The following is a 14,361-nucleotide window of genomic DNA, read 5'->3' as shown; positions in this document are numbered from 1 at the left end:
TACGCCCCACGAGATGGATCAGAAATGCATATTGGCGGTGAGCAGGAAAGTTCTTGGCTCGCCCGGATGGTAACGGTATCCACTCTTGTTAATGGAGGATACATAATCGGTGTCGAACAGGTTATAGACGTTCAGCTGGAAATCGAGATTGCGGTTTACGCGATAGCCTAACTTGGCATCCGCAACCCAGTAGCTTTCAGTATAAGATGGCGTACCCACGGCGCCGTCCGAGCCGCGATGCATACTGCCCACGTAACGTGCGCCCGCGCCAACGGAAATATCATCGGTAGCCTGATACTGGCTCCACAGCGTGAAGGCATGTTCCGGCGTATAGGGCAGGGAAGAAGAACCATCCTGAGCAACGTTTTTGCCGCTGTGGATCGTGGCGCGTTGCTGGGTGTATCCCCCAATAACCTGCCATGCGGGAGTGATGTTGCCAGCTACAGAGAGTTCGTAGCCTTCAACGCGTTTCTCCCCGTACTGGGAATATGTTCCGTCGTCGTTCTGCTCTACTTCATTTTCAATATCCGTACGGAAAATCGCGGCGGTTAACAGCAGGCGCTTATCCAGCACCTCCCATTTGGTGCCGAGCTCGCTGGTTTTCGCTTTCTGCGGTTTAAAATCGGTCCGGTTGGCGCTGTTACCGCTTCCGCCCTGTGCAAGGGCAAAGTTACTGCCGCCCGGCGGTTGCTGAGAAACGGCATAGTTAATGTAGACATTGCCGTTATCGGTCAGGTGATACAGCGCGCCCGCTTTCCAGTTCACCAGATTGCCTGATTTGGCAGTATCCACGGTCGTAACCGGAGAACCTTTGGCGACGCCTGTCGGACATGCAACTGCACCACGGCCAGAAGCACCGCACGCGGTGGCGCTGTCATACTCGGTACGATAATTATCCAGACGAATACCACCGTTCAGTTCAATATCACGCGTAATTTGCAGAGTATCGAAGGCGTAAATACCGAAGGTATCGGTCTGGCCGTTGGCGTTGGCGCCATTACGGGATAATCCACCAATGTTCACGTTGCTGTTCGGTGAGTAAATATTGACCGGCGGCGGGGTGATCGGGACTACGCCATAGTTGGTTTGCGTTTCGCGCGTCAGCTCCACACCGGTGCTGATGTCATGACCGATGGATCCCGTGTAAAACTTTGAGGTCAGGTTGGTCTGGTTGGTGAGGATTTTGTTGCTGACATCTTTGGTATTCGCGACACGCGACCAGTTCCAGGTGTCAACGCTGCTGGTGGGTTGGGTGATGTTTGACGCACCGCCCATTACCGCCGTCATCAGATAATCCTGCTTAATACGCGACCAGCGGGTGGTGTTGCGAATCGTGGTGCTGTCGTTCAGGTCATGTTCAAAACGCATCGTCGCGGTATCGGTCGTCGAATCGTCGTAATCCGAGTTTGTACCGTAGAAATTATGCGTATCCACTTTTCCTGAATGATTCAGTGCAGAAGTACCTGCGGAAGGCGCGGAGTAACCCGGCAGGCCGATGGTGGGGACACCGCCATCCGGTGTGTTGTGTTGAGTAACGTGTAGATAGTTCAGATACAGTCGGTTCTCGGTACCTAAGCCAAAAGCGAGAGAGGGGGCCACGCCGTAACGTTCATTCTGCACGTTGTCGCGACCGGCATCATGTGTTTTTTCACCCATCAGGTTTAAGCGTACTGCGGTGGTGTCACCGATGACCTGATTGATATCCAGCGTTCCCCGGCGAAACCAGGCGCTACCGACGCTGGCTGAGGCATCAATACCTGAGTCGGTGCGCGGCTGCTTGCTGATCATATTGATGGAGCCAGTGGGGGCACTGCGACCATAGTCGGTACCGGAAGGGCCTTTAATCACTTCAACCTGTTCCGTATTGAAGGTGTCACGCGTGACGCTACCAATATCACGAATACCGTCGATATAAATGCTGTTTGAGGTGTCAGCACCTCGCATATACACCGCATCGCCGGTGGTGGAGTTACCATTTTCACCCGCAAAAAATGCGCCAACACCCGGCACGTTTTTCAACGCATCAGTAAGATTGGTTGCTCCCTGATCCTTAATAACCTGCTCAGAAATGACCGTCATGGTGCGAGTGGTATCCGCTACCGGTCGGGAGAATTTAGGGTCGGCAGACTGTGTTGGGGCGTACAGCGAAGGTTTGGCCGCTTCAACGACCAGAGTGTCTTCTTGTTTTTTATCCTGATCGCCTGCGGCTACAGCCTGGGCTACCGGAGACAGGCCAATGCACAGACCGGCAAAAAAAGTCAGTGAATGAAAACTACTGGACGGCAAGTTGCGATTTTTATCCATGTTAATGAATGACTTATTATTTTTGAGTAGAAGGTTTCACTCAAACGAAGGGACATCTCTGTGGACGTTATACCCTGCAGGCCTCGCCTGAATGAAATGCGTAATTGATAATAATTTTGATAAGCATTATCAATAAGTGCGACGTTTTAGCATTCATTACTTCAAAAATAAATACATTTATTTACATTGAATTCAAAATTCCAACATGGCGGTTACAGTTCATGCAGGGGGTTTCAGAAAGAAAGGACAGCAAACTGCATTCAGGGCGAATGCAGTTGAGCTGAGTGAGAGTTACTTATAAATAGTTGCTGTACCGTACATCTGATTTTTACCGCCAGCGGAATTAACCACAAAACCTTTCGCGCCTTGCTCTTTGGCTTTTTCTGCCAGCTTACCTTCGAGGTCATCCAGGCTTGATGCTCCGCTCACGGAAATCGTACCGGAGGCTTGTAGTGGACCGTTGGCAGGACTGGCATTGGGCTGGGCAGCAAAAGTCGCAAATGTCATGCCGGTAAGTATGGTAGCGGCAAGGAATGTGAGGCATTTCTTCATGATGATATCCTCTGAGAAACAACAGATCGTGCCTGATAAGTTTAGGTCGTCATTGCAGGGCATTTGCCGCAAAAAATCGACCAACAACAGGCTATTTTTTGAACGATGCAATTCGTATAAAAAATGAAATTTCCCTGCTGTGTATGTTTACCCCGTGGCGTTATGCGGGTATCTTACGCCGCTGTTAAAAGGAGAATGCTATGCCCCCCCAGAAACCGGGATTACATCCACGCAACCGCCACAATGGCCGTTATGATCTTGCGACGTTATGCCAGGTTACCCCCGAGCTGACGCAATTTCTCACCCTCACGCCCGGCGGCGAGCAGAGTGTTGATTTCGCAAATCCGCAGGCAGTGAAGGCGCTCAATAAAGCACTGCTGGCGCATTATTATGCGGTGGCAAACTGGGATATCCCGGAAGGTTTTCTTTGCCCACCGGTTCCGGGTCGTGCGGACTACATTCACCATCTGGCCGACCTGTTGGGTGAAACCACCGGAACCATCCCTGCAAATGCGAGCATCCTGGATATAGGCGTAGGGGCAAACTGTATTTATCCGCTGATCGGCGTGCATGAATACGGCTGGCGATTCACGGGCAGTGAGAGCAGTAGCGAAGCGTTTAGCAGCGCTCAGGCGATCATAAACGGCAATCCGGGGTTAACCCGTGCTATTCGTCTGCGTCGTCAGAAAGATGCTTCGGCAATCTTCAACGGTATCATTCACAAAAATGAGCAGTATGAAGCCACATTGTGTAACCCGCCATTCCATGATTCTGCGGCCTCAGCCCGCGCAGGAAGCGAGCGCAAACGCCGCAATCTGGGCCAGGACAAAGATGATGCGCTGAACTTTGGCGGACAGCAGCAGGAGCTGTGGTGTGAAGGGGGGGAAGTGGCGTTCATCAAGAAAATGATCGCCGAAAGCCAGGCCTTTGGTCGTCAGGTGATGTGGTTCACCACGCTGGTATCACGGGGGGAGAATCTGCCTCCGTTGTACCATGCGTTAACCGATGCTGGCGCGGTGAAAGTGGTTAAAAAAGAGATGGCCCAGGGACAAAAGCAGAGCCGCTTTATTGCCTGGACCTTTATGGATAACGATCAGCGCCGCCGTTTTATGGCGCGTCAACGTTAAAGCGTGGGCTCGGCTGGCGGCAGCGGTTCGCTTGCCGCAGGGGTTGGGCCATGCACCGGTGCAGGCAAGACCTGATACGTCTGTACCGGCGCGCGTACGTTGGCCAGATCGAAGTATTTTTTCACCTGGCTGTCGAGCGCAAAACGTACCGTCCACTGCTTCAGCGGCAGGGTGGTAAACGAAACCCGCAGCGTGAAGGCCGTATTGGTTAACCCCACAATCCCGGCAAACGACGGCTCGCCAATGATAAGCCCGCGGATATCTTCTTTTTCCATCACCGCAGCAACCGCGTCTTTCAATGCCTGATTCGCTTTATCCGCATCCTCATGGCGGTCTACATCGTAATTGGCGACGACCGATCCAATGCCACGCACAAAATTGGCGAAGGTCGTTATCGATGACCACGGGATGATATGGTACGCCCCGGTGTCCTGACGCACGCCCACTGAGCGGATGGACATCCGTTCTACCGTACCGGTGAGTGGACCGATGGTCACCAGATCGCCGGTGTTCATGCCATTTTCGAACTGAATAAAAATCCCGGTAATAATATCTTTTACCAGTGTTTGTGAGCCGAAAGAGATAGCCAGCCCCAACGCTCCGGCCCCGGCCAGTAAAGGGGCGATATTGACGCCAATTTCGGACAGCACAATCATGATAGTGATCGTGCTGATGATCACCGCCAGTGCGTTGCGAAACAGCGTCAACAGGGTGCGAGTACGCGCGCTGGGTAACGGGCGACCATGAATATCGGAAGCCAGACGATTTTCAATCAGGCTGGCGAGGATCGTCCAGCCGATGGCGGAGAAGAATAAAATCAGCGCGATACGGATCAGGATATCCACCGTTTTTTCGCCGGCGCCGTAATGCAGCCAGTTCCAGAAGTCGAACAGCCCCCAGGCGTTGAGTAGCAGCATGACCGCAACGCACACTGTCAGGATCCTGGCCACGCTTAACGCCGTTGACAGCCAGCCATTTAGCCGCTTTTGTAATTCCGGATAGCTGCGCTGCGTGTGCGGCGACAGGGTAATGGTTTTGGCAATCCAGCGGGATAACATGCCGGATACAAAGGCGGCGATCCCGATGATCACCAGGCTGCGCAGCGTGGCGCCCATCATGAATTTCAGGCTGTTGCCTGGATCAAACAGCGAGAAGAAAAACAGCACAATGAAGTAGGCGCTGGCCAGCCAATGCCATACCAGCGCAAAAGCACGGATAAACAGGCTAAAGAAAGCTAAAGAGCGTGCGGCAAGATTCTGTAAGTGCTGGGTAATCTCATTCTTGTTTCTGAAAATCAGGTACAGCGCCCACAGCGTGATGCACAGCATGATGATGACGTTTGCCATCGCGCCGACCTGCACATTAACCTGATTCGAAATAATGGGTACGGCAACGATAAGCCCGTAGCCAATCAGGCTGCTCAATGAACTCAAACGGCGATTCCAGTAGCGTGCGCCTGCATCCTGAATGTTAAACGGGCGCAGCTCGGTCACCGCCGGGCAAAATATCAGGCGCAAAATGGCCTTGAAGAACTCAATCAGGGCGAAAGCATTAAGAAACAAACTTTGCTGAAAGGCGATCGTGCGACTGCCGGCGTTCATTTTGTCGCTCAGTATCTGCCCGACAAACAATGTCAGCGCCAGCAGAAGTAAATCGATAACGAATGCGCCAACGATCATCGCCGGCAGCTGGAGCCAGTTGCTGCGTTCGCGGTTTTTGCGTCGTGCCCATTGTCCCATTTTGCGATACAGCGGCAGCGCGCACAGGCGAACCAGCCAGAAAAAACCGAACACTGACACCGCCAGCATTAAAAAATGCGTCAGGGCATTGGTGAATGTTTGCGGGTTAAAGATCTTATGCGGGGCATCGGTAATATTGCGATAAAGCTGGGCAAAGCGGCTGGAGAGGGCTTCACCGTAGTGGCGGGTGACATCCGTGACGTTTTCCAGTACCGTTTTTTCTTCCGTTAACGTGGGCGGGACAATGGTCGGCACCGGCTCGGCAGGAGGGGCAGTGGCCACTTTGCGTAACTGGCCGATCAGCTCCTGACGCGAGGCGTCATTTTCCAGCACATCGGCCAGGGCGCCGTAAGCCGCCTTTTTCTGTTCAATATCCGGCTCTTTCGCCGGTGTGGTTTGCGCGTTGGTTGACGTTGGCGTGGTGACGCCAGGGATCGTCACCGCCTGGGTCGGAAGACTCAACAGACAAACAAAAATGAACAGGATCCCGCGCATCACTCCTCCCATGAGAAAATAAATGCAAAAGGATAAGTATAGATGTCAGGGCGGGAGAGAATTGAAATGAGAGGATTCTGGTGAAAAACCTCCCTTCGGGCGAAGGGAGGCAGGGCTATCAGGAAACGTGCTGCAAGAATTCCTGTAAGCGTTGGCTGGGCGGATTTTCAATCAGGGCCTGCGGATTACCGTCCTCGGCAATACGTCCCTTATCGATGAAAATCAGGCGTGAAGCCACTTTTTCGGCAAAACCGATTTCGTGGGTCACAATCACCATGGTCATTCCTTCTTCCGCCAGATCCTGCATAACTTTCAGAACTTCGTGGCGCAGTTCCGGATCCAGCGCTGAGGTTGGCTCATCAAACAGCATCATTTTCGGCTTCACTGCCAGCGCACGGGCGATAGCCACACGCTGTTGTTGACCGCCGGACAGCTCAGAAGGGTAGTGATGCGCACGTTCGGCCAGACCTACTTTCGCCAGCAGTTCTTTCGCCAGTTTCTCGGCCTGTTCTTTATTTGCCCCGCGTACGCGCTGCGGCCCAAACATGACGTTTTCCAGCGCCGTCAGATGCGGGAACAGGTAGAACTGCTGAAACACCATCCCGGCTTCCTGGCGGATTAACCGCTCGTCTACCTTCGGATCGTTCACTTTCAGGCCGTCAACAATCAGGTCACCGGAGGTAATTTCTTCCAGCTTGTTAATGCAGCGCAGCAGGGTAGATTTACCGGAGCCAGATGGCCCGATAATCACCACGACTTCACCTTGTTTAATATTCAGATCGATGTTGTGTAGCACCAGGGTTGGACCAAAGTGCTTAGAAACGTTTTTAAATTCAATCACAGGATTTTCATCCTTCTTTCCAGACGACGCAGAATGAAGCTCAGCACCAGCGTTATGATCAGATAGAACACCGCAACGGCGCTCCAGATTTCCAGTGCGCGGAAGTTACCGGCAATGATTTCCTGGCCCTGACGGGTCAGTTCAGCGACGCCAATGACGATAAACAGCGAGGTATCTTTGATGCTGATGATCCACTGGTTGCCCAGCGGTGGCAGCATACGACGCAGCGCAAGAGGTAAAATTACGTGACGGATAGTCTCCGTGCGTGAAAGTCCAAGCGCCAGGCCAGCCTCGCTGAATCCTTTGTGGATTGAGAGTACCGCGCCACGCGTGATTTCCGCGATATAGGCGCCGGAGTTAATCATGATGGTGACAACAGCGGCGCTGAAGGGGTCAATACGCAAATCGTTAAACGCCATTGGCAGGGCGAAGTAGATAAACATCACCTGTACAACGATTGGCGTACCGCGGATGACTTCGATAAACACCAGCGCTACGTGGTTGGATATCCAACCGCCGAAAGTACGCGCAAAACCTGCTGCAAGCCCGATAATCAGACCGCCAGCCAGACCGAGGATTGAAATCCACAGGGTCATTTTGGCGCCTTCTATCAAAAGCGGGATGGCGGGCCAGATGGCACTCCAGTCAAACTGCATATGTCGTTCCTGTTACCGTGGTGAAAAGAGTCAATTGCCCGTTTTACCGGATGTACTTATCCGGCCTACAGGTCTCAAAAATGCTGGCGTAGACCCGGCAAGCATCACGCTACCGGGCCTGTGCTGTAGATTATTATTTAGGTTCAGTACCGAACCATTTTTTGTAGATTTCGTTGTAAGTACCGTTCTCTTTCAGCGTTTTCAGCGCGCCGTTCACTTTCTCACGCAGTTCATCGCTGCCTTTCGGGAAGGCGATACCGTACTGCTGGGCTTCCAGGGAATCACCTACAGCTTTGAACTGACCGTTGCCCGCAGTCTTGATGAAATACAGAATGTTTGGTGTATCGTGCAGTACGGCGTCTGCGCGGTTGGTACCCAGTTCCATATACGCGTTATCGATGTTCGGGAACTGACGCAGGTCTTTAGTTTTGATGTTCGCTTTTGCGTAATCAACGGAACCGGTGCCGCTCTTCACTGCGACAACTTTACCATCGAGATCTTTCACGCTTTTCACGTCGTTGTTATTCGCTTTCACCATCACTAACAGGCCGCTTTTGTAGTAGCCGTCAGAGAAGTCGATGGCTTTTTTACGCTCTTCGGTAATAGTGATACCTGCCAGCGCCAAATCGACGTTTTTGGTTTGCAGAGCCGGGATGATGCCGCTGAAATCCATTGGTTTCAGTTCATAATCCAGCTTTAGTTCTTTGGCGACGGCAGCCCACAGATCCACATCAAAACCAACGTATTTGTCACCCTGTTTGAATTCAAAGGGAACAAAGGCGGTGTCGGTTGCGACAACCAGTTTCTTATCTGCGGCATGGGAGGACACCGCAAAAGCCAGGGTAAGTGCAGCCAGTGAAACTTTTAATACAGACTTCATAGGATTTCCTTTTATATCCACGGGGCGATCCCCTGCGAGAACATATGGCTTAATGAAAGAATCGTGCCAATTTTGCAACTCATTGTTTTAACAAGAGGGCGTCTCATTTTGTTGCACAATAAGTAGGGCAAAGCGGGCTGTTTGCACCGTTTCAGGGCACTCATTTGGTGCATGACGGGCGCGGTGCAAACGGTATGACTATTTAGCGTAAAAATTGTTGATAAAACAATCTTTCGTTAACGATTGTGTGAGGTGATTATTACAAATAATTTACTTTGGAGTGACGAATGATCAATGTTGTGCACCATAGAAGTGCAAAACCCCCGCAAATGCGAGGGTAATATAGGTATTTCTTATATGTCTGTTATTCGATGTTCGCTTCGATAAACCACAAGAATTTGTCGAGGTCACGGGAGGCCGCAGTGAAGATATCTGCTGTATCCTCATCTTTTGCTTCACTTATCGCTTTACGTACGCTGTTAGCAACCACGGCATAACGTTCGGCCAGCTCTTTTAAGTGGTCCTGTACGTTATGGATATCCAGCGGGTAGCTTTTCAGTGGCGTTTTGCTGTTAATAACCTGCGTTGTCCCCAGTGCCACACCGCCTAACTGTACGGCACGCTCAGCCATGGTATCGAGGTGATCGGTCAGTGCTGTCCGGAAACCATCCAGCATTTCATGTACGGCAATGAAGTTTGCGCCGCGCATATTCCAGTGTGCCTGTTTGGTGATCAATGACAGGTCAATGAATTGGATCACCTGCTGATTCAGCAGTTCAACGGTCGCTTTTTTATCGCTGTCGGTTACATCGTTACGGGTATAAAGGAGGGCTGATGCTTTTGTTTTTACCAGTTTTGCAGTACTCATAATCTCATATCCTCTTGATGTTTACGTCCCAAATCTTCAACGAGGATAAGTATAGCGCTAATTTCAGTTTTATTTTTCTGGTGTTGCCTATCACTTTAATAGCGAGGCGAATGAAAATATAAAATATCGATATAAATCAATTTAATAAGTTATTTTAGTACAGCGTATTGTTATTATTGTGTTAATGCTATGCCTCAGCATAAATAGCGTGCTTCAACGGGGAGGTAGAGGGCGATAATAATAGTGGGGATAGATAACAAGATATTCTGCATGATTATGCAAACCATGCAGAATATTGGCAGGTTAATTCACGTCAATTTGCTTAATTTGCGGGTCCTTACGGATGGTGAGCGTAGAGCCCATGGACGCAGCAATAATCGCTCCCAGAGCCAGCGTCTGGATAAACGTCAGCGTTTCCCCGAGGAAAATCATTCCAGACACTGCAGCCAGTGCAGGCTCCATGCTCATCAGTGTCCCAAAGGTACGTGTAGGCAGTCGCGTTAATGCGATCATTTCCAGCGAATAGGGGAGCGCAGTAGAGAGGACTGCTACCGCTAAGCCCAACGGGAGAATAGACCAGTGCCACAGCGCATCGCCTGCCTGAATGACGCCAATCGGCACGAAAACCAGCGCTGCGATTAATGAGCCAACTGCGACCGTTGCCGGGCCATGCTCTTCGCCTGCGCGTTGCCCGGTAAGAATATAGATAGCCCAACAGGCGCCAGCACCTAATGCCAGCGCGGCACCGGTTAAATCAACGTGAGAAACATCCTGACCTAACGGTAGCAGGAACCACAGTCCGAGCACGGCCAGCGCAACCCAGATAAAATCCACCGGGCGGCGGGAGGAAAACAACGCTACCGCGAGCGGCCCGGTAAATTCCAGCGCTACGGCAATACCCAGCGGTACAGTCTGAATTGACAGGTAAAAGAGATAGTTCATCCCACCCAGAGACAAACCATAAAACAGCAGGGGAAGACGTTGCTCTTTGGCAAAACGTAAACGCCAGGGTTTAAAGAATGCGATAAGGATGAGCGTTCCCAGTGCGAGGCGCAGGGCGGTAACGCCTGGCGCACCGACGAGAGGGAACAGCGATTTCGCCAGCGATGCGCCGCTTTGAATCGAGGACATAGCTATCAGCAAAACCAAAATAGGCAACCAGACTGGCGCTTTACGTGACGACCCCAGCATCCTTTCTCCTGTCAAATGATGGTTACACACCTTGCCCCGCGGGACGCCGCAGATTTGCTGCGATGCGCGTGAGTATGTGTATAGAAAAGTAAAACAGCGAGTGTAATGGAAATACGCTCGGCTGGTTGAGTATTCGTTGAAAAAAAAATTACTGAGATCCGTACAATGGCATGAAAACGATGGATTAATAATCTGCGCGATTAGGAATCATCTGGATGAATGTGTCGTGTTGTGCGCGCAATAATGGCATAAATCATTAGAAAAGTGATGTTAATTGAAAGAGATAGCGGGTTTATGAAACGTTCTGTTACATGAAAAGCTTCGTTAGACATCGCGAATCGCAAAGAGTTTCCCATCAGTTTTTGGTATATTTAAAACTTAAGATTTACTTGAAGCACATTTGAGGTGGTTATGAAAAAAATTGCATGTCTTTCAGCACTGGCCGCTGTTCTGGCTTTCTCCGCAGGTACCGCTGTAGCTGCTACTTCTACCGTTACTGGTGGTTACGCTCAGAGCGATGCTCAGGGCGCAGCGAACAAAATGAACGGTTTCAACCTGAAGTATCGTTACGAGCAGGACAACAGCCCGCTGGGCGTGATCGGTTCCTTCACTTACACTGAAAAAGATCGTACCGACTCGTTTGGCGATTACAACAAAACCCAATACTACGGCATCACTGCAGGTCCGGCTTACCGTCTGAATGACTGGGCAAGCGTCTACGGTGTTGTAGGTGTTGGCTACGGTAAATTCCAGGATGCAGCAACGCCTGCTGACAAACACGACACCAGCGACTACGGTTTCTCTTACGGTGCCGGTGTGCAGTTCAACCCGATCGAAAACGTTGCTCTGGACTTCTCTTACGAGCAGAGCCGTATTCGTAGCGTTGACGTAGGTACCTGGATCGCGGGTGTTGGTTACCGCTTCTAATCACTTCGGTGATATAAAAAATCCGCCTCCAGGGGCGGATTTTTTTTGCCTGCAATTATGAGCTGTTAACGAGATTTGGTCTCGAAGATATCAGTGCCCAAATGGTTGTAGTCCACCTTCTGCAATTTAAAGTTGGTGATATACACTGGCCCGGCTTTTTTCTCAGAGATAAAGCGGTAGCTGTTGATAATTTCCTTCGCGCTGATCCCCGTCCACTGTGAGAAAAAACTCAGGAAATCATTGGCGGATCGACGGGCCTTAATCACCCGATGCGCTTTATCATCGCTGGACAGTACCATAAAGGGCACCTGGAAGTTCTGTTGGAACTGGTCGTCATGCGCCAGGTACTGCACCTCTTTTCCGCGCTCTTTAAAGGCGAGGCCATGATCGGAGAAATAGACCATCGAGAAGCTACTGCCGCTGTTACGCAACTGCTCGTAAAGCTGGCGCAGCAGGTCATCCGTCTGCGTCATGGTGTACAGGTAACAGGAGGTCTCCTTGGACTGGACGAAAGTCTCATATTTTCCTTGTGTACGGTCGCAGGCCTGCGGGTGAGAACCCATTAAATGCAGCACAATCAGTTGCGGCTGGGTGCGTTCGGTGGCCAGCACCTGGGCGGTCATTTTCAACAGCGCTTCGTCACGGGTGTTTTTGTCCGCTTCGAAATCACCGTTTTTCAGGAACTGAACTTCATCTGCTCGCTTCGCAATGCTGGCGATTGCCGTATCGTATTCACCGATCTGCCCCTGATTGGAAAACCACCACGTCTGGAACCCAGCGCGGTTGGCCAGCGTGACAAAGTTATCCTGGAACTGAGGCTTATTATCGACGACCCGATTTAGCGTTAAGCCGAGCGATTTTTGCGTAGAACCGCTGGCGGCAATGTAATCAGCAAAAATGTAGCCATTAACGGTGCTGGAAAACGGCGTGTTATCCCAGTGACCGCCAAACGCGCCTAACGCATCACGACGGGCGCTTTCACCGATCACCACAACATAGGTGTGATACTTCGGCTTCACGGCGGTGACTGTCCAGCTGTCTTTGACGCTCGACAGCTTCGCCATACGCTCTTGCTCATCAAGCACTTCGTTGTTATTGACGATAACGTCCTTGGCAAAGCGGAAAACCGGGTAACCGGTATCTTTTAACTTGAAAACGCCGCCCCATGCCAGGTTTTGTACCGGAGTAACAAAGAATGCAACGATGCTGAACAGCAAGCACAGGCTGTCGTACTTGTTCCAGCGACGTTTCTGCTCGTCTTTTTTACGCCGTACGGCGATAACGCCGAGCGCAAAAATAAACACGCCAACCAGGTAGTTGTACCAGGGGAAGATGGTCAGGATTTCGGTCGACTCTTCCATGTTGGTCGAGTGCAGCGCTAACAACGTATTAAAGTTTGGCGAGCCGTAAGCCTGGCCAAACGGAAAATACATTGCCGCAATCAACGAACAGACGCCAATCAGTGCTTTTTGCGCGCGCGGCGCAGTACGCCACAACAGCATCAATACACAGGTAAAGGCAACGCTATAAAGAAGGCTTAGTGGGTAGCCCAGCGCGAGGTTGATCAGCAAAGACTGTAAAAAGTAAAAGCCAGTCCACGGACTAATCGCCCGGCTGCGAGCAATGATTGAATCTTTGAGGGTTAAATTCATATGCCACTGTTACAAAAACGCCATGTGCTACCCCTGGCGCAAAGGGTCATGCCTGCCTGAGAGAGCGAGAAGAGGGAATGGGTCCGCATCCGCGAGCCGCAATATATGCAGGGCTGCGAAAAGATAGAGTGTGTGCAAGAGAAGGTCAACTACTACAAAGAAATTGTTTTGAGAGGGCAACTGCAAAACAGACAAAAAGAAGGGTTATTCGGACGAAACCTATCACCGTAATCAGGTTACGGCAAAGAAATGAAGCGGCGTACCGCGACGCCGCATTATTTTGCTGAGGATTTATCCTGCTCTGGTTTGCCGTTAATCATGTCACACAGCATAGAGATCAGCATCAACCGTACTTTAAAGGGAGAGTGGCTAAACACGCGTATACACCTCTTAAATTCATTCATATAAACCTCCTGACTTCACGATCCCATCAGTCCTTGAGGGATGTCTTTATTATATACAGATATAGCACAGGCTATATTATATAGCTATTGCTAAAACGTTAATTTTTTGTGCCCACGCAACTCTGGTTTACAATGAGCGTTCTCTAATCAGATGCCGTTAACGCGTCACAGTAACGAGGAAGCAGAATGAGTCGTCGCGCAGGTATGCCAACAACAAAAAAAGTGACGCAATTGGTGAATGTCGAAGAACACGTTGAAGGATTTCGTCAGGTCCGGGAGGCGCATCGCCGTGAGCTGATTGATGACTACGTAGAGCTGATTTCCGATCTCATTATCGAGGTGGGTGAAGCACGCCAGGTAGATATGGCCGCGCGGCTTGGGGTTTCCCAGCCGACGGTTGCCAAAATGCTTAAGCGCCTTGCCTCCGTTGGGTTGATTGAAATGATCCCCTGGCGGGGCGTGTTTTTAACCGCAGAAGGTGAGCGATTAGCTCAGGAGAGTCGGGAGCGTCATCAGATTGTGGAGAATTTCCTGTTGATGTTAGGTATCAGCCCGGAAATTGCCCGTCGCGACGCGGAAGGAATGGAGCATCACGTCAGTAAGGAAACACTGGAGGCTTTTAGCCGGTTTACGCAACAGCAAGGAACAGGCTCTGAATGAGTTTCCCTTTGCTACGCGCCTTACAGCGCGATCGCTTTTTCCAACTGTTAATCATTGTTGGGGTT

Annotated in this window: 13 protein-coding genes; 3 read left to right on the top strand and 10 right to left on the bottom strand. The window is 50.9% G+C overall.

Annotation, left to right across the window (positions count from 1 at the left end; genetic code table 11):
- Positions 1–18: 18 nt before the first annotated feature.
- Positions 19–2,304: a catecholate siderophore receptor Fiu gene (locus tag FDX03_RS00245; RefSeq protein WP_137345324.1), complete on the bottom strand. Its 2,286-nt coding sequence runs from the start codon at positions 2,302–2,304 to the stop codon at positions 19–21.
- A 291-nt stretch (positions 2,305–2,595) separates the two neighbouring features.
- Positions 2,596–2,856 carry a DUF1471 family periplasmic protein McbA gene (mcbA, locus tag FDX03_RS00240; RefSeq protein ID WP_048212195.1) on the bottom strand — a complete coding sequence of 87 codons (261 nt, stop codon included), beginning with the start codon at positions 2,854–2,856 and terminating at the stop codon, positions 2,596–2,598.
- 200 nt (positions 2,857–3,056) lie between these two features.
- Here mcbA and rlmF point away from each other — a divergent pair, with 200 nt between their 5' ends.
- A complete protein-coding gene (rlmF, locus tag FDX03_RS00235; RefSeq protein WP_137345323.1) occupies positions 3,057–3,983 on the top strand; it encodes a 23S rRNA (adenine(1618)-N(6))-methyltransferase RlmF in 927 nt (308 codons plus the stop codon).
- Here rlmF and ybiO read toward each other — a convergent pair.
- The 6 genes from ybiO to rhtA form a co-directional block, all read right to left on the bottom strand.
- On the bottom strand, positions 3,980–6,217 hold the full coding sequence (ybiO, locus tag FDX03_RS00230; protein ID WP_137345322.1) for a mechanosensitive channel protein: 2,238 nt from the start codon (positions 6,215–6,217) through the stop codon (positions 3,980–3,982). The two genes, rlmF and ybiO, sit on opposite strands and share 4 nt — an antisense overlap.
- A gap of 118 nt (positions 6,218–6,335) precedes the next feature.
- Complete coding sequence (gene glnQ / locus FDX03_RS00225; protein ID WP_137345321.1) at positions 6,336–7,058, bottom strand: glutamine ABC transporter ATP-binding protein GlnQ; 723 nt, start codon at positions 7,056–7,058, stop codon at positions 6,336–6,338.
- Entirely contained in the window at positions 7,055–7,714 is a 660-nt protein-coding gene (gene glnP / locus FDX03_RS00220) for a glutamine ABC transporter permease GlnP (protein WP_137345320.1), read from the bottom strand. The genes glnQ and glnP overlap by 4 nt, the downstream gene beginning before the upstream one ends.
- Positions 7,715–7,847: 133 nt before the next feature.
- Positions 7,848–8,594, bottom strand: a complete 747-nt coding sequence (gene glnH / locus FDX03_RS00215) for a glutamine ABC transporter substrate-binding protein GlnH (protein ID WP_061067587.1) — start codon at positions 8,592–8,594, stop codon at positions 7,848–7,850.
- 364 nt (positions 8,595–8,958) lie between these two features.
- Positions 8,959–9,462, bottom strand: coding sequence for a DNA starvation/stationary phase protection protein Dps (gene dps / locus FDX03_RS00210; protein WP_005123679.1), 504 nt, complete (start codon positions 9,460–9,462; stop codon positions 8,959–8,961).
- 303 nt (positions 9,463–9,765) lie between these two features.
- Positions 9,766–10,653 carry a threonine/homoserine exporter RhtA gene (rhtA, locus tag FDX03_RS00205; protein WP_137345319.1) on the bottom strand — a complete coding sequence of 296 codons (888 nt, stop codon included), beginning with the start codon at positions 10,651–10,653 and terminating at the stop codon, positions 9,766–9,768.
- A 411-nt stretch (positions 10,654–11,064) separates the two neighbouring features.
- Here rhtA and ompX point away from each other — a divergent pair, with 411 nt between their 5' ends.
- Entirely contained in the window at positions 11,065–11,580 is a 516-nt protein-coding gene (gene ompX, locus FDX03_RS00200; RefSeq protein WP_048212190.1) for an outer membrane protein OmpX, read from the top strand.
- Positions 11,581–11,645: 65 nt separating this feature from the next.
- On the opposite strand, the gene FDX03_RS00195 is transcribed toward ompX, so the two are convergent.
- The gene (locus FDX03_RS00195) at positions 11,646–13,232 is read right to left on the bottom strand and encodes a phosphoethanolamine transferase (RefSeq protein ID WP_061067588.1); all 1,587 of its coding nucleotides are present in this window, start codon (positions 13,230–13,232) and stop codon (positions 11,646–11,648) included.
- Positions 13,233–13,507: 275 nt separating this feature from the next.
- Positions 13,508–13,636 (bottom strand): manganase accumulation protein MntS, encoded by a 129-nt coding sequence (gene mntS, locus FDX03_RS00190; RefSeq protein ID WP_061067589.1) that lies wholly within the window; start codon positions 13,634–13,636, stop codon positions 13,508–13,510.
- Between the two features lie 186 nt (positions 13,637–13,822).
- On the opposite strand from mntS, the gene mntR reads away from it, so the two are divergent.
- Positions 13,823–14,296 carry a manganese-binding transcriptional regulator MntR gene (gene mntR / locus FDX03_RS00185; RefSeq protein WP_003831586.1) on the top strand — a complete coding sequence of 158 codons (474 nt, stop codon included), beginning with the start codon at positions 13,823–13,825 and terminating at the stop codon, positions 14,294–14,296.
- Positions 14,297–14,361: the final 65 nt, after the last annotated feature.

The sequence above is a fragment of the Citrobacter sp. wls827 genome, from assembly GCF_005280875.1.
GTDB lineage: Bacteria > Pseudomonadota > Gammaproteobacteria > Enterobacterales > Enterobacteriaceae > Citrobacter > Citrobacter youngae.
Note: the sequence above shows the minus strand (reverse complement) of the source record. Positions and strands in the feature narration are given on the sequence as shown.